The following is a 21,941-nucleotide window of genomic DNA, read 5'->3' as shown; positions in this document are numbered from 1 at the left end:
GCGTTACTGCAGTCTCAAAACATCGAGCACGGTCTCGCCCTTATTCAGCGGCAGGATCGCTTTGCCTATCGACTTGCGGTCCTCGATCGGCGCCTGTTCGGTCGAGAAGGTCACACGCTCACCCGTGCTCAGCACGGCGGTCAGGTCGAACGGTTCCTTCACCACGTAAGCACTGCGCAGCACGCTGCCGTTCGGCTTCACCCTCTTGCCTTCCTTGAATTCAAAGGTGAATACGCCTTTGCCTCCGCGGCCCTGAAGCGCATAATCCGCCACAAGCGAACGCTTCGCATACCCGAGATCGGTAATCACAACCACTTCGCCTTCGTCCCCGTCGATCCAGCGGGCGGCTACCAGCTCGTCATCCTCTTTGAGCTGCATGCCGCGCACACCGGCCGCCGCTCGGCCCATCGGGTTCACTTCGTCTTCCTTGAACCGGATCGCCTGCCCCTGCTTCGATACGAGCAGCAGGTCGAGACCTCCGGTGCTCATCAGCACATCCAGCAGGGCGTCGCCCTCGCCGATCTTGACCGCCACGATACCGGTCGACCGGGTCGTTGCGTAATCCTTCAGCTCGGTCCTCTTGACCTGGCCCTTGCGCGTGACGAACAGCAGCGACTTGCCCGGCTGCTCGAAGTCCTTCAGCGCCATGACGTGCACGATCCGGTCATCCTTCGGCAGCGGAATCACGTTGACGATGGCCGTCCCGTTCTCCTTCCACTTGTACTCCGGAATCGCATGGACAGGCAGCAGGAAGTACTGGCCCTTCTGGGTGAAGATCAGCAGGTTCTCCAGCGTATTGACATCGAACAGATGGCGCAGATAATCGCCTTCCTTGAGTCCGGTCTTGTCGATCTCCCCGCCGGAGCGGATGAAGCTCAGCTTGCCCGTCCTTTTGACATAGCCATCGTTGGAAACGGTAACGAAGACATCTTCGGCCGTCACGATCGCCTGCAGGTTGACCTTCAGCTCTTCCACCTCGTCCTGAATATCGGAGCGCCGAGCAATCGCGTACTTGTCGCGGATCTCGCTCATTTCCTTTTTGATTACTGCGAGCAGCTTCTTCTCGCTGCCGAGAATGCCGCGCAGCATATCGATGAGCTTCTGCACTTCCTTCAGTTCCTTCTCGAGCGAGTGAATCTCGAGATTCGTGAGGCGATAGAGCTGGAGGGTCAGGATCGCATCGGCCTGACGCTCGGTGAAGGCGAACTTCTCCACGAGGTTGTTCTGCGCATCCTGCCGGTTCTTGGACGAGCGGATGGCCGCAATCACTTCGTCGAGAATATTGAGCGCCTTCACAAGACCTTCGAGCACGTGGGCGCGGTCCTCCGCCTTCTCGAGCTCATAACGCGAACGGTGGGTGACGACTTCCTTCTGGTGCTCGATATAAGCCTGCAGCATCTCGATGAGGCCGAGCTGCTTCGGCGTCTTGTTGACGATCGCGACCATGTTGAAGCTGTAAGCCACCTGCAGATCGGTCTTCTTCAGCAGGTAAGCCAGGATGCTCTGGGCATCCGCGTCTTTCTTGAGCTCGACGACGATCCGCAGGCCTTCGCGGCCGCTCTCGTCACGGACTTCGGAGATCCCCTCGATCTTCTTCTCGAGGCGGATGTTCTCCATCGCCGTAACGAGACGGCTCTTCACGACCTGGTAAGGAATCTCGGTAATCACGATCGTCTGCCGGCCGCCCCGCTGGTCTTCAATGCTCGTCCGGGCCCGGTGATAGATCCGGCCGCGCCCTGTGCGGTACGCCTCGCGGATGCCCTCGGAACCCATGATGATGCCGCCGGTCGGGAAGTCAGGCCCTTTGACAATCGTCATCAGTTCCTCGAGCGTCGAATCCGGCTTGTCGATCAGCGCGATACAGGCATCGACGACCTCTCGCAGGTTATGCGTCGGAATCTCCGTCGCGAAGCCGGATGAGATCCCGCTGACCCCGTTGACGAGCAGGTTCGGGTACCGGGAAGGCAGCACCACCGGCTCCTTCGTCGTATTGTCGAAGTTGTCCTTGAACAGAACGGTGCGCTTCTCGATGTCGCGCAGCAGCTCCAGGGCGATCTCGGACAGGCGCGCTTCCGTATAACGCATCGCCGCTGCCGGGTCGTCGTCCATCGAGCCCCAGTTCCCGTGCCCGTCAATGAGCACGTGGCCCATCTTCCAGGGCTGGGCCATCCGCACCATGCCCTCGTAGATCGAGGAGTCGCCGTGCGGATGGTAGTTGCCCATGACGTCCCCGACCGTCTTGGCGGACTTGCGGTATGGCTTGTCGGGCGTATTGCCCGCATCGTACATGGCGTACAGGATCCGCCGCTGCACGGGCTTCAGCCCGTCACGCACATCCGGGATCGCCCGGTCTTGAATGATATATTTGGAATACCGGCCGAACCGGTCGCCTACAACCTCTTCGAGAAAGGCCGGCAGGAAATTTTCGAGTATGCTCACGAGAGGCCCCCCGTTTATTCTTCAAATTCCGTAAAGTCCACGTTCTCGATGATCCACCGCTTGCGGGGATCAACCTTGTCGCCCATGAGCGTGGATACCCGGCGCTCGGCCTTCGCCGCGTCTTCAATCTGCACCTGCAGAAGGGTCCGCGTAGCCGGATCCATCGTGGTTTCCCACAGCTGGTCCGGGTTCATCTCGCCGAGTCCCTTGTAGCGCTGCAGCTCCAGGTTCTTGCCGAGCTCCTTCGTCAGCTTCGCCAGCTGCTCGTCGGTCCAGGCGTAACGCACTGCGCTGTTCTTACCCGCTTTCTTCGTCACCTTAAACAGCGGCGGCTGCGCGATGTAGACCTTGCCCGCGTCGATCAGCGGCTTCATGTAACGGTAGAAGAACGTAAGCAGCAGCACCTGGATATGGGCGCCGTCGGTATCGGCATCGGTCATGATAATGATTTTGGCATAATTGCTCTCCGTGACATCGAATTCCGGGCCGACGCCTGCGCCGATCGCTGCGATAATCGCCTTATATTCCTCGTTCTTCATGATATCGAGCAGCTTGGCTTTCTCGGGATTCATCGGCTTGCCCTTCAGCGGCAGAATCGCCTGGTGGCGCGAATCGCGCCCCTGTTTGGCGGAACCGCCCGCCGAGTCGCCCTCTACGATGAAGAGCTCGTTGCGGGTGTAATCCTTCGACTGGGCCGGCGTCAGCTTGCCGCCGAGGTTCGAGCTCTCGCTCTTGCCCTTCTTGCCGCTGCGCACTTCTTCGCGCGCCTTGCGGGCCGCTTCGCGCGCCTTCGCCGACTGGATCGCCTTCTTCATGACCATCTGGGCGACCTGCGGATTCTCCTCCAGGAACACGGACATCTTGTCGGAGACGACGGAATCCACCGCGCTGCGCGCCGAGGCGCTGCCGAGCTGGTCCTTCGTCTGGCCGACAAACTCCACTTCGCCCATCTTGATGTTGATGACCGCCATCATGCCTTCACGCAGGTCCTGGCCGTCGAGGTTCTTCTCTTTCTCCTTGAGCATGCCGGTCTTCCGGGCGTATTCATTCATCACCCGGGTGTAGGCCGTCTTGAAGCCGGTTTCGTGCGTGCCGCCGCCGCGCGTCGGGATCGAGTTGACGAAAGAGGCGAGCGTCTCCGTATACCCGTCGTTATACTGGAGGGCCACCTCGACCTCGATATCGTCCTTCTCCGCCGTGAAGTGGATGACGTCGTGCAGCACTGCCTTTTCCTCGTTGAGGAACTGGACGAACTGCGCGGCGCCGCCTTCGTACTGGAACGTCTCTTCCTTGTCGGCGCGCAGGTCCGTCAGCGTGACCTTCAGCCCCGAGTTCAGGAACGCGATCTCTTGTAAGCGTTCATACAGCGTATCGTAGTTCATCGCCGTTCCGCCCTGGAAGACGCGCTTGTCGGGCTTGAACGTAACCTTCGTCCCCGTCTTGCGGGTATTGCCGATGACTTCAAGGCCCGTTGCCGGTTCCCCGACATGCTCGTTCCCCTTGTCATCCACCCAGTATTCGAAGCGCTGCCGGTGGATCTTGCCGTCGCGGAAGATCTCGACCTCGAGCCATTCCGAGAGCGCGTTCGTTACGGATGCGCCGACGCCGTGAAGACCGCCGGACTTCTTGTATCCCCCGCCGCCGAATTTGCCGCCGGCGTGAAGTATCGTAAACACCACCTGGGGTGTCGGAATGCCTGTTTTGTGCATGCCGGTCGGGATGCCCCGCCCGTTATCCTGCACGGTGACCGACTGATCCTTATGGATCGTGACGTCGATCTGCGAACAATGCTTGGCGAGATGCTCGTCCACGGCATTGTCCACGATTTCCCAAACGAGATGGTGCAGACCTGACGTGCTCGTCGAGCCGATATACATGCCCGGCCGTTTGCGCACCGCCACGAGGCCTTCGAGCACCTGGATATCGTCGGCGCCGTAATCGGCCGGCGATCCTGCCCCATTTCCTTTCAAATCGAGTTGATCCGTCATTGCAGCCTCCTACCAACCTGTTGTCAATCCGCCTTCTGTCCGGCCACCCGCCGCGGCCCTGCGGCTGATGTGCCCGGTCCCCTAAACTGTACCATGGGAACAGGTGTGCGGACAAGCAGCCGCTTGAGAATTGCTACCAAGCATTATAACACTAAGGCGAATTAGTTCAACACATCTTTTTTCGTGAATACCGCGAACGAGACGATCACGGACAGCAGTCCCCATACCGTCAGGACCCCCAGGGAGAACGGGAGTGTCATGCCTTTGATGGGGGGCAGCGCCCCGCTCAGGTACATCGTCAGGTTGAGATTCACCATGAAGAGGTACCTCGCCGTCTCCCAGGAGGAGACCATGTTCGTCAGGATGGTGCCCGAGATCAGCACAGCCAGCATGATCCCCATGCCGGCCGCCGTGCTCCTCACCAGCACCGACACCATGAGCGTCATCAGGGCGACCACGAGGGCGGAGTACCAGACGAGCCCGAATTCCATGATGAGATACAGCCACTGCTCCACCGGGCGGACGAACGAGAAGTCGACCTCCGTGCCGACGACCTGGAAGCCGAAGAAGATCGGCATATCCCACCCGCCGTAGCCGAAGACAACCCCCGAGATGAGATAGCAGAGCGCGCCTGTCGCGATCACGACAAACGAGGTGAACAGGACCAGCGCCAGCAGCTTGCTGAGCAGAATCTTCCAGCGCTGCACGGGCCGGGTCAGCAGCAGCTTGATCGTGCCGCCCGTATGCTCGCCGGACACCATGTCCGCGGCGATGACCATCACCATCAGCGGAATGAACAGGCCGACCGCGTTCTTGACGAACTCTCTTGTAAAGGTTACCCCGTTCGGCTCGGCGGGATTCACATCTTTATCCAAGTAGTACTGCGCCAGCTTGACCTCTACGCGCCTCCACTGCTTCCACTCCTCGGGAACACGGCCCGAGCTGAGGCTCTGGGTGTAGTCGCGGATCTTCTGCCGCTGCTCCACCCGCCAGTCGGTGGTGCCGAACTGCTTGAGGTTATTTTGGGCGACTTTCAGCTGGGCATACGTGAACATCGGAATCAGTGCGGCCAGGATGAGCAGCACGACCAGCAGCCTTTTTTTCTTGATGATCTTGATGCACTCGTTCTTGATCAGGGGATACAGGCTAACCAATGCGCTCACCCTCCGTCAGCTTCAGGAATAAATCCTCCAGGGTCGGATGCTTGATCTCGATCCCGTAGAGCGCCACGCCCGCATCGACCAGCCGCCGCGTGATCTCCGGAATGCTCTCCGGCGGCAGCTGCGTAACGATCTTCGGCACCTCCTGCGCCGGGTCCGCAGCCGCGGCAGCCCCCTCAGGCCCGCCTGAGAGGATGCTGACGCCCGGCAGCCCTCCAAGCACCTGCACCGCACGCTCCGCCGGCACCGCGCTCCACACGGCGGTGGTCACGCTTTCGTCGACCAGCGCCGATACCTCGCCTACGGTAATCACCTCGCCGTGCGTGATGATCGCCACGCGGTCGCACATCTGCTGGATCTCGCTGAGCAGATGGCTCGAGATGAACAGGCTGAGCCCCTGCTCGGCGAGGGAGCGGATGAACTCGCGCAGCTCCTTGATCCCCTGGGGATCGAGCCCGTTCGTAGGCTCGTCCAGGATAAGCAGCTTCGGATCGTTCAGCAGCGCCTGGGCGATCCCAAGCCGCTGCCGCATGCCGAGAGAGTAGGTCTTGACCGTATCGTGAATCCGGTGGTCCATGCCCACGATCTCCGCGACCCTGCGGATCCGCGCCTCGTCCACCCCGGGAAGCATTCGGGCAAAATGCTCCAGGTTCTCCCAGCCCGTCAAATACGGGTAGAGCTCGGGATTCTCGACGATGCAGCCCACATACTGCAGCGCTTCGTTATGCTCCCGGTTCACGTCATAGCCGCAGATCTCGATCGAGCCCTCCGTCGGTTTGATCAGGTCGACGAGCATCCGGATTGTCGTCGTTTTGCCTGAGCCGTTCGGCCCAAGGAACCCGAAAATCTCGCCGGCGCGCACATCGAAGGAAATCCCTTTGATGATCAGCCGCTTGCCGATCCGTTTCTTCACGTTCTTCACGGAGAGAACGATCTCCGCGTCCCTTCCCCGTCTGGTGGAGCCTTTGTTCTCCGCCGCTCCTGTCCTCAGTGCCATGCTTACGCTCCCCCATCTATCCCAGAATGTCGACAATCCGCCCGGCGATGCGCTCATAGCCCGCCGCGTTCGGATGGAAGTGATCCGTGTAGAGATACTTGTTCAGGTTCAGCTCGAACAGGTCGTACGTCGGCACGACGGTAATGTTCGGATAGCGGGAAGCCGCCTCGAACGCCGCCGCATTCCAGCGCTGCACGACCGGTGCGCCGGCTTTCTCGGGATCGAGGTCGAGGAACGGATGATACAGCCCGACATAGAGGATCCGCGCATTCGGCGCCGCCTTGGAGGTGCGCTCCATAATCTGCCCGAGCCGCTTCGCGGCCTCCGGAATCCGGTCCGCGGCCGCCTGCGGATTGAAGCCTTCGCCGGTCTCGCCGAAGATGCCCGTCCCTCCCTCGAACAGGTCGTTGCCGCCGATCGTCATGAGCACCAGATCCGCCTCCCCGAGCGACTTGGTGATATCCTGCTTCGCATCCCAATCCTTCAGGAGATCATACGTTCGGAATCCGGGTATGGCAAAATTGTTATACACGAAAACCGGCTTGCCTAGCTTCTGCTCCAGCTTCTCCTTCACATGGCCGACATACCCTTTGCCCGCCAGATCGCCCGTGCCGGCCGTCAGGGAATCGCCGATCGCCACGATGCGGATCTGGTTCTTCACTTCCCAGGCCTCCTCCTTCTTCACCGCCGGCTGGGGAGCCGCTTCACCGGGAAGGGCCGCCGGTGCGGGCTCCGGATACAGGATCTGGTTCACGGCGTATCCGAAGCCGAAGGCGCACAGCAACGTGGACAGCAGCGCGGCCGATCCGGCCGTCCGCCACAGCCATTTGGTCGAGAACATCGATTTTCCCCCATCTCTTAGGAGCTTCGGACCCGCGCATACCGGCAGGCCCTATATCTGTTTTTAGAGTAGCGGTTCTCGCACCGATTTGCAAACTTGCCCCCGATGGGACGGGGGACGGTCGTTATAAAGATCACGCCGCCGGAACGCTGACATACCGCAGCGGATTGAGCTGCTCGCCATGGCGGCGGATCTCGAAGTGCAGGTGCACCCCGGTCGACTGGCCGGAGCTTCCCATGACGCCGATCTTCTCCCCTTTGTCCACCGCTTCCCCTTCTTTCACCCCGATCCGGCTCAAATGCCCGTAGAGCGACTCGTACCCGTTCCCGTGGTCGATCATGATCGTATGCCCGTATCCGGACTTCCACCCGGCAAACGAAACCGTCCCCCCGTCCGAAGCCAGAATCTCCCGCCTGTCCGAGATCAGATCGGTCCCCTTGTGCGTCCGTCCCCAGCGGCGGCCGAAGACACTGGTCACCTTGGCCTCCAGCACCGGCACGGTAAAACGCCCGCTGCCCTGCCCGCTGACCGTCTTCGTGCCGCGGATCACCACGGCAGGCACCGGAGCGGCCACCTCCGTCTCGCCGAGCGGACGCACCTCGGCCGCCGCCCCGTTCAGCGTCACCGTCCGGTAGGTCACCCGCTTCAGTCCCGGAGCCCCTTCCGAGGCCACACGGACTTCGCCCTTCTTCATCTCCGCATCGCTCACATACCGGACTCCGCTGGGAACAGGAACCTGCTGCGAATGCACGGCTTCGACGCGGACGGTCAGCAGCGGCTTCGGCCGGCTGAGCGTCAGCTCGTCTCCCATCCGGATGGCATCCCCCTTCACCTGCGGGTTCAGCCGCCGGATCTCCTCCAGCGTAACGCCGTGCCGGACGGCGATCAGAGAAAGGCAGTCCCCCCGCACCACCTTGTACACGAAGGGCTGCTCCTCTCCTTGGACGAGCTTGGCCAGCAGGGTGTCCGATTCGTCCGCTGCCGGAGCCCTTCCCCCGCCGGGCTGATGCTCCAGCGGCACCTTTGTCAGCTCGACCTTCTCCTCGAAGCCTGCCGTTAGGCCTGCACCGGGAGCCGCCGCAGCAGCCTGCGCCACATAAGGCGCTTTCACCTTCTCCAAAATAGAAAAAGCGGTCTCCATATCGCTGACGGTGCCGGCAATCCGGCCGTCTACGCGAATTTCCACCGCATGAACGACAATCTGCAGTTTTCGGCCGAGGGCCGCCAGTACCTTGCTGTCCTCCGCACCTTCGAAGAAGGCTTCCCTCTTCACGAAAAGGAGCCGCTCCAGGTTCGAAGAGATTTCGCGCCCTTGTGCACCACGGTCAAGCCCTTCATAACGCTCGTCCCTCCAGGCCCTTACGGCCTGGGGACTGGACACCGTACCTATCCGCTCTCCGTCCAGGATCACATCATACAAGGGCTCGGAGCCGGCGGCCGCGAACCATCTGCCCGAGAGAACTAACGTCACGATCACAGTCAAGGCCGCGGCCCATTGAAGCAGTTTCCGTGGCCCCTTGCCTGCAGCTCCACGCTGATTCAACGTCCATCCCTCCTCATCTGTTATGGTCCCCCGCTGTTTGCGCAGCAGGCGGCCGGGCGGAGCGTCCCGTTCGCTCAGCCCCTCCCATGTATATGCCCGCAAGGAGGAGATAGGACAATATTTGCGCAAAAAGGCCGCTCGGTGTCAGGCGGGGAGGCGGCTTCGAAGGCAAGGGGGCGCACGGACCGCCGGGAAGGGAACGGCTGAGAAAGCCAGCTGGAATGCGGGCGGAAGCGGGGTGACCGACTGTGCGTCGGATGAGCGGAGCACGGATTGGGGGGCACGAAAAAAAAGCCCCGCCCGGCGACATGCTTTCGGACCGGGCGGGGGTAAAGTGCAGCTTGTTCAATGCGGATGGGAAAAGGTGACTTCGTGCGATTCCGGTGCAGCGCTGAGATTCGGTCCACTAACACGGATTTTCCGTGCTATTCGGACACTGCGCGCGTTTGCGAGCTGGTTAGCACGGATTTTCCGTGCTATTCGGACGCAGCGAGCCTTTGCGCGCTGTTTAGCACGGATATTCCGCGTTCGAGACACGTGCAAACCGGCCCCCCGCCATGCAGCAGCAGAGCTGACGCTGCGGCCAGCCCTGCCCGTATGCCGCCGCGACCTAGCCGGCTTCCTGCAGCAGGCGGTACTGCGCCTGGATCAGGCCGTGATAGATGCCCTGATGCTTCATCAGCGCGTCGTGGTCGCCCTCCTCCATCACCCGGCCGTGATCGAGCACGAGGATGTGATCGGCATGGCGGATCGTCGACAGCCGGTGCGCGATGATGAACGAGGTCCGGCCGGCGAGCAGTGTTTTCAGCGCCTCCTGGATCTTCAGCTCCGTCTCCGTATCAATGCTCGCCGTCGCCTCGTCGAGGATAAGCACCCGCGGGTCGGCCAGCAGCGCGCGGGCGAAGGAGAGCAGCTGCCGTTGTCCCATCGACAGCACGTTGCCCCTCTCCTGCACCTCGGTATCGTAGCCCTGCGGCAGGGAGGTAATGAACTCGTGCGCACGCACCGCTTTCGCGGCCGCTTCGACCTCCTCGTCCGTCGCGTCCAGCCGCCCGAATCGGATGTTGTCGCGGATCGTGCCCGAGAAGATGAACGTATCCTGCAACACGATGCCGACCTGCGAACGCAGGCTCTGGATCGTCACGTCGCGGATATCCGTTCTGTCGATCTTGATGCTGCCCGAAGTGACGTCATAGAACCGGCACAGCAGGTTGATGATCGTGCTTTTACCCGAGCCCGTATGCCCTACAAGTGCGATCGACTGACCCGCCTTGACCTGCAGATCGATGCCCTTCAGCGCATGACGTCCCGGTTCATACTCGAACTCGACGCCCTTGAAGTCGATATCTCCCCGGATCGGAGGCAGATCCTTCGCGGCCGGCCGCTCGGCAACATTCGGCTGCTCGTCAATGAACTCAAAAATCCGCTCCGAAGAGGCCATGGCAATCAGCATCTGCGAGTACATCTGCCCCAGCCGGTTGATGGGCTCCCAGAAATGTCCGATATACGTGGCGAAAGCGACGAGCACCCCGATCGTAATCTCGCCGGCCTGGATAAGGTGCGCCCCGAACCAGAACAGAATACAGTAGCCGATCGCCCCGGTGACCTCGATGATCGGGTTGAAGGACTGATTGAGATTCGAAGCCCGGGTCCACGCCTTATGGTTGTCCTTGTTCATGAGCTCGAAGTAAGCCATATTCGGCTTCTCCTGCGTATACGCCTGCGTCACCTTGATGCCCTGGATGCACTCGTTCAGGTGTGCGTTGATCCGGGACGTCTTGGTCGACACGACCTGCCAGGACCGGCGGATTCTCACCCGCAGCTTCGTCGAGATCAGGAACATGATCGGTACCGTGACGATGATCGCCGCACCCAGCTTCACGTTGTAGATGAGCAGAATCACGATAATACCGACGAGCTGCACGCAGTCGATCATCAGGTTCACGGCCCCGTTGGTGAGCAGGTCCTGCAGCGAATTGACATAGTTCGTGATCCGCACGAGGATCGAACCCGCCGGACGCTTGTCGAAAAAGCGGAACGACAGCTGCTGAATGTGGCTGAACAAGTCATGCCGCAGATCATAGATGATACGCTGACCGATCATATTCGTAAAACGGATACGATAGGCGTTCGCCGCCCATTGGATGATATAAAGACCGAGCATGCCGAGCACGCAGTATAACAAGGTGGTACCGTCCTTCTCCTTCAAAGCATGGTCGATCGCATACGCGATGAGGAGAGGATTGAGCAGCTTCGTGATGCCGCCGACACACATCATGACGATCATGATCGGCACCAGCTGCCTGGCGTAAGGCTTCATGTATTTGCTGAGACGTTTGACCTGCACCCAGTCAAAGCCCTTATCGAGTTCTTCGTCGTCCTGGTAGACGAACCGGTTCACCGTCTCTTCGGCGGCCTTCTCGCCGCAAAGACCGCGGTCTGCCTGCTCTGACTGTCCGCTCAATGGATGAGCCCCCTTCCTTTGACCTCGCCATGCACCGATGCCGCCACTTCACGGCCGGCAGGATCCCCGGGGACCCCTTCGCGCAGCATGACGCCCGGAACCGGTTCGGACGGAGGACAAGCAGAAGATCGCGCGTTCATTTCATCTCCGCTGCCCACTTCCTCTGCCGGTCCGTCCGCGAACTGGATGCGGTATGTATCGAGATACGGCCCCTCCTGAGCCATCAGCTCGGCATGTGTCCCCCGCTGGACGACGCGGCCTTTGTCCAGCACAATAATTTCGTCGGCATGCTTCAGCGAAGAAATCCGGTGGGCGATGATGAATGTCGTCCGTCCCTTCATGACCTCCTGGAAGCCGCGCTGGATCTCGTGCTCCGTCTCCATGTCGACGGCGCTTGTCGCATCGTCCAGGATGAGGATTTTCGGATTCTTGAGCAGCGCTCTTGCGATCGCGATCCGCTGCTTCTGTCCGCCCGAGAGCCCCAGCCCCCGTTCGCCGACAATGGTGTCGTACCCGAGCGGCAGCTCCATGATAAAATCATGCGCCTTGGCCAGCTTGGCAGCCTTGATAATCTCGCTCATCGTGACTTCCTTGACGCCGTATGCGATATTCCCGCGGATCGAGGACGAGAACAGGAATGTCTCCTGGAACACGATCGCCGTCTGGCTGCGCAGACTCTCCAGCGTCACGTCGCGGATATCCCGTCCGTCAAGCGTGATGCGTCCGTCTTTGACATTATAGGCCCGCAGGAGCAGCTGAATCACCGTGGATTTGCCGGAGCCCGTGCCCCCCAGGAGCCCGATGACTTTCCCTTCCGGAGCATCCAGATTGAAATCCTTAAGCGCCGGCTGATTCTCGGTATACGCAAAATTGACATTCTCAAAGCGCACATGTCCCCGGACTTCCTCATCTCGAAGTGGAAGCGCATTCTCCTTGTCCTTGACATGCACGTAATGATGAAGAATTTCGAGCAGCCGCTCACCGGCCGCCTTGGACTGGGTGAAGTTGTTGATATGGAACCCGATCCCCCACATCGGCCCGATAATATACCAGATCAGGCTGAAGAAAGCGACAAGCTCCCCCAGCGACAGCTCTCCCCGGATGACCATCCATCCGCCAAGCCCCAGCAGAATCACCACACTGAGATTGGCGAAAAGCTCCATCAGCGGAAAATATTTGGCCCAAATGCCAGCTGTCGCCATATTATTGATCTTGTATTCGTCATTGCGCCGGGAGAACTTATCGATCTCGTGCGGTTCTCTGGCGAACGACTTGACGGTGCGCACCCCCGTAATGTTCTCCTGTACGGAAGTCGTCAGCGTACTCATCGACTGCCGGAGCGTCCGGAAGGCCGGGTGAATCCTGCCCTCGAAGCGGATCGCAGTGAACACGAGCAGCGGCATGGTGGCCATCGTATACAACGCGAGCTCCCAGTTGATCGTGAACATCATAATCACACCGAACAGAAGCATCGTCACCACATTTAGAATCTGCACGAAACCGAAGCCGACAAAATCCCGTACCGCCTGAAGATCGGCCGTCAGCCTGGACATCAAATCCCCAGTGCGCGCCTTGTCATAGTACGGAAAAGACAGGTACTGCAGCTTCCGGTACAAGGCTGCCCGCAGGTTGAACGCAGTCATGTTGCCGAGCCGCGCGCTTGTTGTGCCGTGAAGATACTGAAACCCCGCCTTGACCGCCATGACGCCGAACACCGCCAGGGCCAGCAGCGGCACCATATCATACTGCTTCGCTCCGATCACATCGTCGATGAGATACCGGAGCAGGTTCGGATACACGAGCCCCAGTGCCGTCGCCGTCATAAGGCTGAGCACCGAGATCAGCAGAAACCTTCGTTCCGACCAGTAATACTCCTTCAGCTGCCTAAATACATTCATGGAGACCCTCCTTCTCCCGGGGTTCGCCCCATCCGGCAGCCATCGCCGAAGGAATCAAAACCCCTGCCGCATACCGTGTGTCTGTGAATCGGCGGCCTCAACTTCAGCCGCGGAGCTTACGTGCCGTACGTACGGTTTCCGTCGCTTCCCCAAAGCGCCGACAGGCATGAAAAAGGACGCCCGGACTCCAGAGTACCGTGCCGATTGAAGCGTTTCAGCTATGAGTTGAAGTGTAGCACCATCGCTTGGGAGCGGCAACAGAGAACGCCTCCATAATCGAGTTCTATTCCAGATATTTCTTCATATCTTCTCATTTGGATAACTGAGCCCATCTTTTTCACCGAAATCATGCGGAATCGTCTGATTGTAAACCCTTTCACGAAAACTTAGGCGATTTTGTGACCGCTGGAAAAGGGGGAAAAGCAGGCAAAATGCAGGGCTGCTTCTTCACCTTTTGCGGCAGGCGTGGAAGAAGGGCTTTCCGGTCCTACTTCAGGCATGAAACTTCAGAGTTGACGAACGGGCGTTGAGTGAAATACAAGCATACCCAATGCTGACTTGAAGAGAATTTCGACCAGCTGCTCCCTTTCCGGAGCAAGGCAAAAAGCCGACGGATGTCTCCGCCGGCTGATGTCCATACTCCATAAGCTTGATGCAACTGTGTAACACTCCTGGGTGAACACGAAAATAGCTATTCCTGGTCAGAGGCCGATTTCTCATGCAAAATCGTCCCATAGCGCACCAGAGTTTCGTTTTCCGCCGCGCAGGCACGAAAAACACACCAATAAGGCATCTCCGTTCCTTTATTTCATCCTGTGCGGATGAAACTCGCGTGCTGGCCCTATTTCAATGCGAGTCCGTGGTGCGGGCGGCAGTGGAGAAGGCGGTCGATACCCACCTCCCCCCATGCCTCATACCGCCGGCTTCACCGTTTACGCCTTCGACTTCTGCGGCTCCAGGCACTGCAGCAGCCGCGTATGCTTCGCCCGCAGCGCCGGCAGGTCGACCTTCGCTTCGAGCGCCTCAAGCAGGCCGCCGGCATGCTCCTGCAGTGCCTGCCGCATCGCTTCGGCACGCTCTGCGGCGCCTTCCTGCAGCTGCGCGGCGTACACCGCCTGCAGCGTCTGCGTCTGCTCCTCCGCGAAGGCGGTCATAGGCGCGACGAGCAGCGCTTCGAGCTCCTTGCGCAGCTGGGCCTTCCCTTCGCCTTCGAAGAACTGCTTCGCGTTCTTGAAGAAGCCCCCGAGCCATTTGGCGGTGATCTCTACCTTCAGCTGGGCTGTCAGCTCCGGCGTTTTCAGCTCCATCGCCCGGAATTCCGAGGCTTCGAAGGAATCGATCCCGCCCCGGCGCACCTCCTCCGCCCAAGCCTGTTCCGCCCCCTTCAGCAGCGCGTTGACCTTGTTGCCGATGCGCAGCGTGGTGGCGAGCACCTCCTGGGTCAGATCGAAGGTGATCATCCGGCGTAGATCTTCCCAGGCGGACACGAGGATCGCCTTCGGGTCCCGGTTGTCCTCCCGGAATACCGCCGGGTTGATCGCATGATTGAACAGCTCGCCGAACCGGTAGGTCGTACGCTGCTTCACATAGTACAGCAGCTCCGCCACGTCCTTGGCGAGCTCGCGCTGCTCCGCTTCCAGCTCCGGGGACTCGAGCCTTCTCAGCGCACCGCTGAGCGATTCGCGCAGCTGGGCCGCTTCGCGCTCCCTCTCCGACGCGTCCGCCGTAGCCCGCTCCATGAAGTAGCTCAGCACGTCGGCGGCCCGCTTCACTTCCGCATCGCCGGCACGCACCGCCATCTCGGTCAGCTCGCCGAACGTGAAGCGCACGAACTCCCGCTCAAAGCGGAGGATGCCCGTCTCTTCCACGGCTTCCGCATCGCCTGCAAGCTTGCCCTGCAGCGCATAATAGCTCGACAGCGGGTAGATCCGCGGGTGACGGATGCCGTGCTGCAGCAGATTGCTCTCCACGTGCGAGACAACCCCCTCGAGCTCCTCCGGAGAAGAGGCCAGGTCCGCGGCATTGACAATGAAGAACATTTTGTCAAGCTCGAAGCTGTCCTTCACCCGGCCAAGCTGGAGCAGGAACTCCCGGTCGGCGTGCGAGAAGGCGTGATTGTAATAAGTGACGAACAGAATCGCATCCGCGTTCTTGATATATTCAAAGGCCACGCCGGTATGGCGCGCATTGATGGAGTCCGCTCCCGGCGTGTCGACAAGCACCACGCCCTGCTCTGTAAGCGGGTTATTGTAGTAGAGCTCGATCTCCTCGACGAAGCAGGAACGGGATTCCTCCGCCGCATAGGCGCCGAATTCATCGGAGGATACCTTGAGCTCTTCTCCGAGCTTCGGGCTCATCTCAGACCAGCCCTTCTCGACCGCCTTCAGAAAAGCGTAGTGCGGCTTGCCTTTGCCCGGGATTTGGGCCGGCTGCAGCCCCTTCGCCGCCTCCAGCGCCGCCTTCTCTCCCTCGGCGTGAATGCCGAGCACGCCGAGCGAGTACACTACGTCGTCGAGCAGGCGCTCGCGGCTCTTCATCCGCACCTTGGCCGTGCCGTGCGGCCAGCCCGCTTCTGGCGCCGGCGGCATGATCTTGTTGATCGCCGCGGTCGTCGGGTTCGGCGACACCGGCAGCACCCGCTGCCCGATCAGCGCATTCGCGAACGAGGACTTGCCCGCCGAGAACGCGCCGAACAGCGCGATCGTGAACCGGTCCTGCCCTAGGCGCTCAGCCTTATCGAGCAGCGAGCGCCGGATGCTCGCCAGCGCGGCGGTGCCGTCCAGCTCGCCCGCGGCCGCCCGCAGGCGCTCCGCCGGCTGGCGCAGCTGCGCGCGGTGCCGTAGGCCGCCTCGGCCGCGGCGAGCGCATCGAGCTCGCGCAGGCCGCCGAGGCGCGCCTGGAGCTCCGCAAGCCTGCCCGCGCAGGACCGCCCGCGGCTCCTGCAGCGCGGCGTCCAGCTGCGCGATCAGCTCTTCGCCGGCCGCAAGCGCGGCTTGGCGGTAGAGCGCCTTCGCCTCCGCCGAAATGCCCTTCGAGTACGTCAGCGTGTACTCTCCGCCGAACGAGGCGGCCTCATTGACCTGCGCCGCCAGCCAGGCCGGCGTCACTTCCGCATGAATGCGGTCGGCCGCCTCCGTCACCTGGGCCAAGGGCAGTCCCTGCCCCTCCAGCCTCGACTTCACCGCCTGCTGCACATGCCGTTCAACCTGCGTCTCAAGCTGCGACGCGAAGTCTTTGTGCAGCGCAGAGAGCCGCGCCTCGCGCTCGGCCTGCGTCTTCGCGGCACTGCCGAACCAGCCGACCTTGAAGCCCGGCCGGCGGCTCTCGAGATAGGCGTGCGCAAGATCGCGCGTCACCGCCGGGGTAATGTTGGCGTTGTCGAGCACCGCCGCCACATCCTTGCGCAGGGCCGCGTCGAGCATGCGCGGCATCTCCTCGAGCCTGGCGAGCTCAGCCGCCAGGCGCTCCAGCTCCGCCTGTGGGGCAGCGATGTCGACGCCGCCTTCCTCGAGCTGTGCGCGGATGGCGTCCTTCGCCGGCTCGTTTGCCTCCGCCATTTTGGCGGCATGGGCGCCGGCCAGCGCTTTGGCGGACTTCTCCAGGCTTAGGTTCACGAGCGGCTCCCGCAGGGAGATCAGCTCCCGGAGCAGCCAATCGAGCCGGTTCCACTGGCTGGCCGGATGATCCGGCACCTTCACCGACGTGTAGACGATACCGTCCGGCCGGACACCCCAGGAGGCGAATGCCTCCCGCACCCCGTCGCGATAGGCCTCCAGTGACACCTCCTGCTCCCGGTGCTTGTCGACCATGTTGATGATTAGGTAGAGCGGCTTGCCCCACTCCGTCATTTTCTTCGTGAACGAAAGGTTAATCTCCGATTGGACGTGGTTGTAATCCATGACATAGAACACCACGTCGGCCAAATGCAGCGCCGACTCCGTCGCCAGGTGGTGCGCATCGTCGGTGGAATCGATCCCCGGCGTATCGAGCAGCGCAGCCGCTTCCCCAAGCAGCGGGATCGGGTAGGCGATCTCCACCGTTTCGATATCCGTGCCGTTGCGGCAGTGTTCCGCGAGATCCTCCAAGGCGACGCGGTCCACCTTCGGGGACCCGCCCTCTCCCAGCTCCCGGTAGATTACGCGCGCCCCGGCTTCGCCCGAGACGATCGACACGATATTCGCGCTCGTCGGGATGGGCGAAGAGGGAAGGAGCTGGTGCCCGCACAACCGGTTGATCAGGCTCGATTTGCCTGCGGAGAAGTGCCCGCAGAACGCCAAATAGAGCCGTCCGCTCTCCGCCTTGGCCAGCAGCTGCTTCAGCTTGCGTGCGTTCTCCTCGTCACCCGCCTGCTCTACCTTGCCCAGCAAGGTGCGGACTGCCTCCCGCATCGCCGGGTCGCCCGCCATGCCCTTCTTTTCTACACTTCCCAGTTCAGCTTCCTTGTCCTTCAAGGCGGTCTCGCCCGCCGTTCTGCCAGTCGTCATGCGTCTCTCCTGCCCCGTTCTTGTTCTCGTTTATCTCTAAAAAACAAAAAAACCGAATCGCTTCGGTTTTAGTGTACCATATTTTCCGTTTCCGGGATAAAAATTTCGAACACGTCACGGTGCTGCAGGATCGTAATGTCGCGGTCCTTTACCTTCATGACCACCACTTCAGGACGCTGCTTCATCCGGATAAGGTAGTTCTCCGGCACACTGCCCGACTCCGATACCGTAATGCCTTCTACCTGCTTTTCTTCGTTCTCCTCGAGAGGGGTTTGGAGCACTTTCTCGTAAATATCGGAGAATACCTCAAAATCACTGGTGTACACAGAAATACATTTCATTGCTTATCCTGTCCTTTCTTTTTTCAAACTGTCGCCGTCTTGCTTGATTTCGCTTTTGGTATAGGTTTCCTACTCGAGTTCGTTTTCATACGTTTTTTTCCTTCGCGGCACAAATCCAGCAGAGGACATTCCCCGCATTTGGGATTCTGCGCTTTGCAGTGGTAGCGTCCGAAGAAGATGAGACGATGGTGCGTATCCGTCCATTCTTCGCGGGGAACCCGCTTCATCAGCTTCTTCTCCACTTCGAGCACGGAATCTTTGTGGGCCGCGAAGCCAAGACGCTTGGACACCCGTTCGACGTGCGTGTCCACAGCGATCGCCGGAACGCCGAAGGCGTTCGACACCACCACATTGGCGGTTTTGCGGCCGACGCCGGGAAGCTCTACGAGCTTCTCATGCTCCTGAGGCACTTCCCCATCGTACTTGTCCAACAAGATGGCACAGAGGGCCTGAATATTCTTCGCCTTGTTGCGGTACAATCCAATCCGCCGGATATCCTGCTCGAGCTCCTCCAGGGGAACGGCGAGATAATCCTCCGGCTTCCGGTATTTGCTGAATAACGTAGCGGTCACCTTGTTCACCGTCTCGTCCGTGCATTGCGCGGACAGCAGAACGGCAATTGTAAGCTCAAACGGATTGGAGTGGTTCAGCTCACAGTGAGCATCCGGGAACATGTCGGCGATGGTGTCTAGAATTACTCTGGCTTGAGCATTGTTCAATCGTTCCCTCTCCTGTTCCGTTTGTTTCTTTCAGTTTACCGAATCGTTCCTGCGTAATCAATGACTAATGCCGACAAAATACGAACTTTTTACGAAAAACGAAGTTTTATTTTTTGAGGAGAACCCCGCAGCCGTACAACACCGGTCTTCCCCATAGGAAAAAGACCGCCTGCGCATCGGGAGCTTCCTCCTTTTAACACAGACGATCTCAGGTTAAAAAAGTTTCATTCCTAAGAAAATTTTAAGAAAGAATCAGGGCTGTGTTTATTTCTCCAGTTCGAAGATCTTGTCGTCGATCACGTACACATTCACTTCTTCATCAGCCTTGAAGGAGCCTGCCGCCACCGTTTCGCTGCCCTTGTGCAGGTACGCCTTGGTGAACAGGTTGTAGTTCGTCTTCTCGTTATTCGTACCGGCCTTGAACACCATCTGCTTCAGGACGCTGTCGTAGCCGCTCACCGTCCGTTTGCTGACGGATGCCAGTTCGATGACGTACTTGCCGCTCTCGTCCTTGCGGATCTCGACCCGGTCGTTCGGCTTCACGGAGCCGAGCGTGCCGATTACTGCCGCTCCCTGCTTGACGCTGGCTCCCGTTCCGACGTTAACGACCTGTACGGCGCCACCAAAAGCCTGCAGTGTCACGGTGCCCGCCGCCGCATCCACTCCGGTCACCTTGCCCCGCTGCGCGTTCTGGATCGTCACGCTGTCCACCTTGGTTCCGACAATGGTAGCCGTGATGTACTCGTCGATGCCGATCTGGCTGAAGGTATGCGATGCCTGACCCGGATTGTAGATCTTGTCGTCGTTCTCGATCGTAAACTTGACGGTCTTGCCGCTTGCGTCCTTGCCCTGCACTTCACGGGAAGTTGCATTGGTCAAAAGCACCTTGTACACCCCGGACTTCAGCGAGGAGATCTTCGTTACATAATCTTGCGCGAAGGTCGGCGTCACGCGCACAAGATCGCCTACCTTCAGGTCGCCCAGCGTTGCGGTTGTCTTCCCTTCCACTTCGACCGGCGTACCGTTATTGACCTTGAAGGTCAGGTTCTGACCGCCCGCCGTACGGATGGTAAGATCGTTCGCAATGTTGCTGTTGTTGGTCAGCTGGGTGATCGTCCCGTCCACATACTGCGTATTTTCGATGGAGACGACCTTGTCCTTCGATACTTTGAGGTCCACTCGGGATTTTCTCGAATTGGAGCTGGTGGAGCTGCCGATGAAGACGGTCTGAAATTGGCTCAGATCAATTTTCGACCCTTGGTATCGGATCGACGTATTCTCGGTCAGCTTGAACGCCCCGACACCTGCCTCGGAATTGATCATTAAGGCTTTGGTATCGGCATCGTACCCAATAATACTCGCGTAAATATACTGCTTGATCGAACGCGAAGTTACGGTGATCCCTACGACTTTATCGTTGAGCAGCTCCAGCTTCAGTTCATCACCGGATTCGAGATCATAGAGGGACGCGTTCTGCAGTCCGTCGATGGTGACGGCCACATTGTCCGCTATGTAGTAAGCGCCGAGGCCCTCGCCGCTTTTGCTCACGGTAAGAATCGTCTTGTCTTCGTTCAGGCTCGTCATGGTAGCCTGCACGCTTTGGCCGTAATCCGCCTGCTTGCGGATCGTGATATTCATCAGTGCATTATCCTTGATCTCGTAGGTAACATTGTCTCCTACCCGCAGCTTCGTTATGTCCGAAGCCGCCCCGTCAGCCGTCTTCACCGAGGTCTGCAGCGAGATGCCGTAGTTCTCCGGAAGGCCGGAAGCATTCTCCTGGAACGAGATCGTCCCCTTGTCCGCTTCGATGCTCAGAATGGTGCCTTCCGCGGTCTTGCTGATCGGAAGCTGCTTCACCACGATCAGGGAAATGTTCTCTTCCTTGAGCAGCGTGTTGCGCTTGAGCTCCACAATCGTCCCTGGAACAACAGAGCTCAGGCTGAGACCCCGCCCTTCCGAGTCTGTAACGGCCACATTCTCAGCCAGCTTGTACAGGGTATCCTGGTTGCCCTGCTGGAGGGAAACCATCATCTGATCCAGATACAGCTTGCTCAGCGTGCCTTCGAACGTCTCGAGCTTTTGTTCCTCGTTCGTAAGCTCCATATAAGATACCGCATTGCCCTTGACCACCAAATAGACTTCATTGGTCAGCTTGATGTTCGACAGGGCAATCCGGGAATCGTCCTTCGCATTATATACGACCGTATCGGAAGACACGGTATATTCGACCGTCTCTTCATTTGCGTTCAGGAGCTTCAGCTTCCGGTCGGTAAGTTCAAGCACATAGCCTGTCACGATGTTCTTCGGACGGCTGACCATCTCCTTGTCCGCCCGGCTGAGGAACGTCGCCATCTGGGCCCGGGTTACCTTGCCCTGCGGCTTGAACCCGCCGTCCTCGAAGCCCTGCACGATCTTCAGGGAGACGGCCGCATTAATATAGCCGCCGGCCCATTCGGAGTTATCCTCTGCATCGTTGAAGGATGAGCTTTCGCCTTCCAGATCTTCCGCCAGCTGCTCTTTGCCGATGGCGCGGATCACCAGCTTGGCCACCCACTCCCGGGTCGCCTCCTTGGTTCCCCACGTCGCCTTAGCCGGAGTGGCCTCCACTTCTTCCGAAGGAAGAATCAGCCCCTTGTCGAACGCATAGGCGATATAAGGCTTCGCATAGTCGCTTACGGCTACAGGAAGCACCGTCTCCGCTTTATTCTTCTGGACCTCGGACTCCAGTCCCATCATCCGGAGCGCCATCACAACCACTTCCTGCTGGGTGACGGAGTTCTCCGGGCGGTATTCCCTGCGCTCATAGCCTTCGATAATCCCGAGAGCCGACAGCTTCGTAATATGCTTGATCGCCCAGTGCTCGGCGCTCACGTCCGAGAACCGCTGAGAGGCCGTGTCGGCCGCTGCCGCGGAGCTTCCTTCCGCAGAAGTTTCCGCAGCGTATGCCGGACTGCCCACCGCCAGCGTCAAAGCCAGTACGGCGGCTGCCAGCCTGCGCGCTTGGTTATGTTTCTTGCTCATCGTGTATGGCTCCTCTCAGTCTAATGCCGCTTGCACTTTCATTTCA

12 protein-coding genes are annotated in these 21,941 nt (G+C 59.8%); all 12 read right to left on the bottom strand.

Going from position 1 to position 21,941, the window contains the following annotated elements; genetic code table 11:
• Positions 1–3: 3 nt before the first annotated feature.
• On the bottom strand, positions 4–2,439 hold the full coding sequence (gene gyrA, locus PM3016_RS15345) for a DNA gyrase subunit A (protein ID WP_014370074.1): 2,436 nt from the start codon (positions 2,437–2,439) through the stop codon (positions 4–6).
• A 14-nt stretch (positions 2,440–2,453) separates the two neighbouring features.
• Positions 2,454–4,427, bottom strand: a complete 1,974-nt coding sequence (gene parE / locus PM3016_RS15340; RefSeq protein ID WP_013916570.1) for a DNA topoisomerase IV subunit B — start codon at positions 4,425–4,427, stop codon at positions 2,454–2,456.
• A 161-nt stretch (positions 4,428–4,588) separates the two neighbouring features.
• Positions 4,589–5,581, bottom strand: a complete 993-nt coding sequence (locus PM3016_RS15335; protein WP_014370073.1) for an ABC transporter permease — start codon at positions 5,579–5,581, stop codon at positions 4,589–4,591.
• Entirely contained in the window at positions 5,574–6,584 is a 1,011-nt protein-coding gene (locus tag PM3016_RS15330; RefSeq protein WP_014370072.1) for an ABC transporter ATP-binding protein, read from the bottom strand. Before PM3016_RS15330 ends, PM3016_RS15335 begins: the two co-directional genes overlap by 8 nt.
• A 16-nt stretch (positions 6,585–6,600) precedes the next feature.
• The gene (locus PM3016_RS15325; protein ID WP_013916567.1) at positions 6,601–7,425 is read right to left on the bottom strand and encodes a GDSL-type esterase/lipase family protein; all 825 of its coding nucleotides are present in this window, start codon (positions 7,423–7,425) and stop codon (positions 6,601–6,603) included.
• A gap of 133 nt (positions 7,426–7,558) precedes the next feature.
• Positions 7,559–8,968 (bottom strand): peptidoglycan DD-metalloendopeptidase family protein, encoded by a 1,410-nt coding sequence (locus PM3016_RS15320; protein WP_013916565.1) that lies wholly within the window; start codon positions 8,966–8,968, stop codon positions 7,559–7,561.
• 610 nt (positions 8,969–9,578) lie between these two features.
• Positions 9,579–11,432: an ABC transporter ATP-binding protein gene (locus PM3016_RS15315; protein ID WP_014370071.1), complete on the bottom strand. Its 1,854-nt coding sequence runs from the start codon at positions 11,430–11,432 to the stop codon at positions 9,579–9,581.
• Positions 11,429–13,330: an ABC transporter ATP-binding protein gene (locus PM3016_RS15310; RefSeq protein ID WP_014370070.1), complete on the bottom strand. Its 1,902-nt coding sequence runs from the start codon at positions 13,328–13,330 to the stop codon at positions 11,429–11,431. Before PM3016_RS15310 ends, PM3016_RS15315 begins: the two co-directional genes overlap by 4 nt.
• Positions 13,331–14,262: 932 nt before the next feature.
• Positions 14,263–17,814, bottom strand: coding sequence for a dynamin family protein (locus PM3016_RS15305; RefSeq protein ID WP_014370068.1), 3,552 nt, complete (start codon positions 17,812–17,814; stop codon positions 14,263–14,265).
• A gap of 68 nt (positions 17,815–17,882) precedes the next feature.
• Complete coding sequence (locus PM3016_RS15300) at positions 17,883–18,155, bottom strand: hypothetical protein (protein WP_013916561.1); 273 nt, start codon at positions 18,153–18,155, stop codon at positions 17,883–17,885.
• A gap of 23 nt (positions 18,156–18,178) precedes the next feature.
• Entirely contained in the window at positions 18,179–18,874 is a 696-nt protein-coding gene (gene nth / locus PM3016_RS15295; RefSeq protein ID WP_013916560.1) for an endonuclease III, read from the bottom strand.
• Between the two features lie 264 nt (positions 18,875–19,138).
• Complete coding sequence (locus PM3016_RS15290; RefSeq protein WP_014370067.1) at positions 19,139–21,895, bottom strand: S-layer homology domain-containing protein; 2,757 nt, start codon at positions 21,893–21,895, stop codon at positions 19,139–19,141.
• Positions 21,896–21,941: the final 46 nt, after the last annotated feature.

The organism is Paenibacillus mucilaginosus 3016 (assembly GCF_000250655.1).
Classification (GTDB): Bacteria; Bacillota; Bacilli; order Paenibacillales; family NBRC-103111; genus Paenibacillus_G; species Paenibacillus_G mucilaginosus.
Note: the sequence above shows the minus strand (reverse complement) of the source record. Positions and strands in the feature narration are given on the sequence as shown.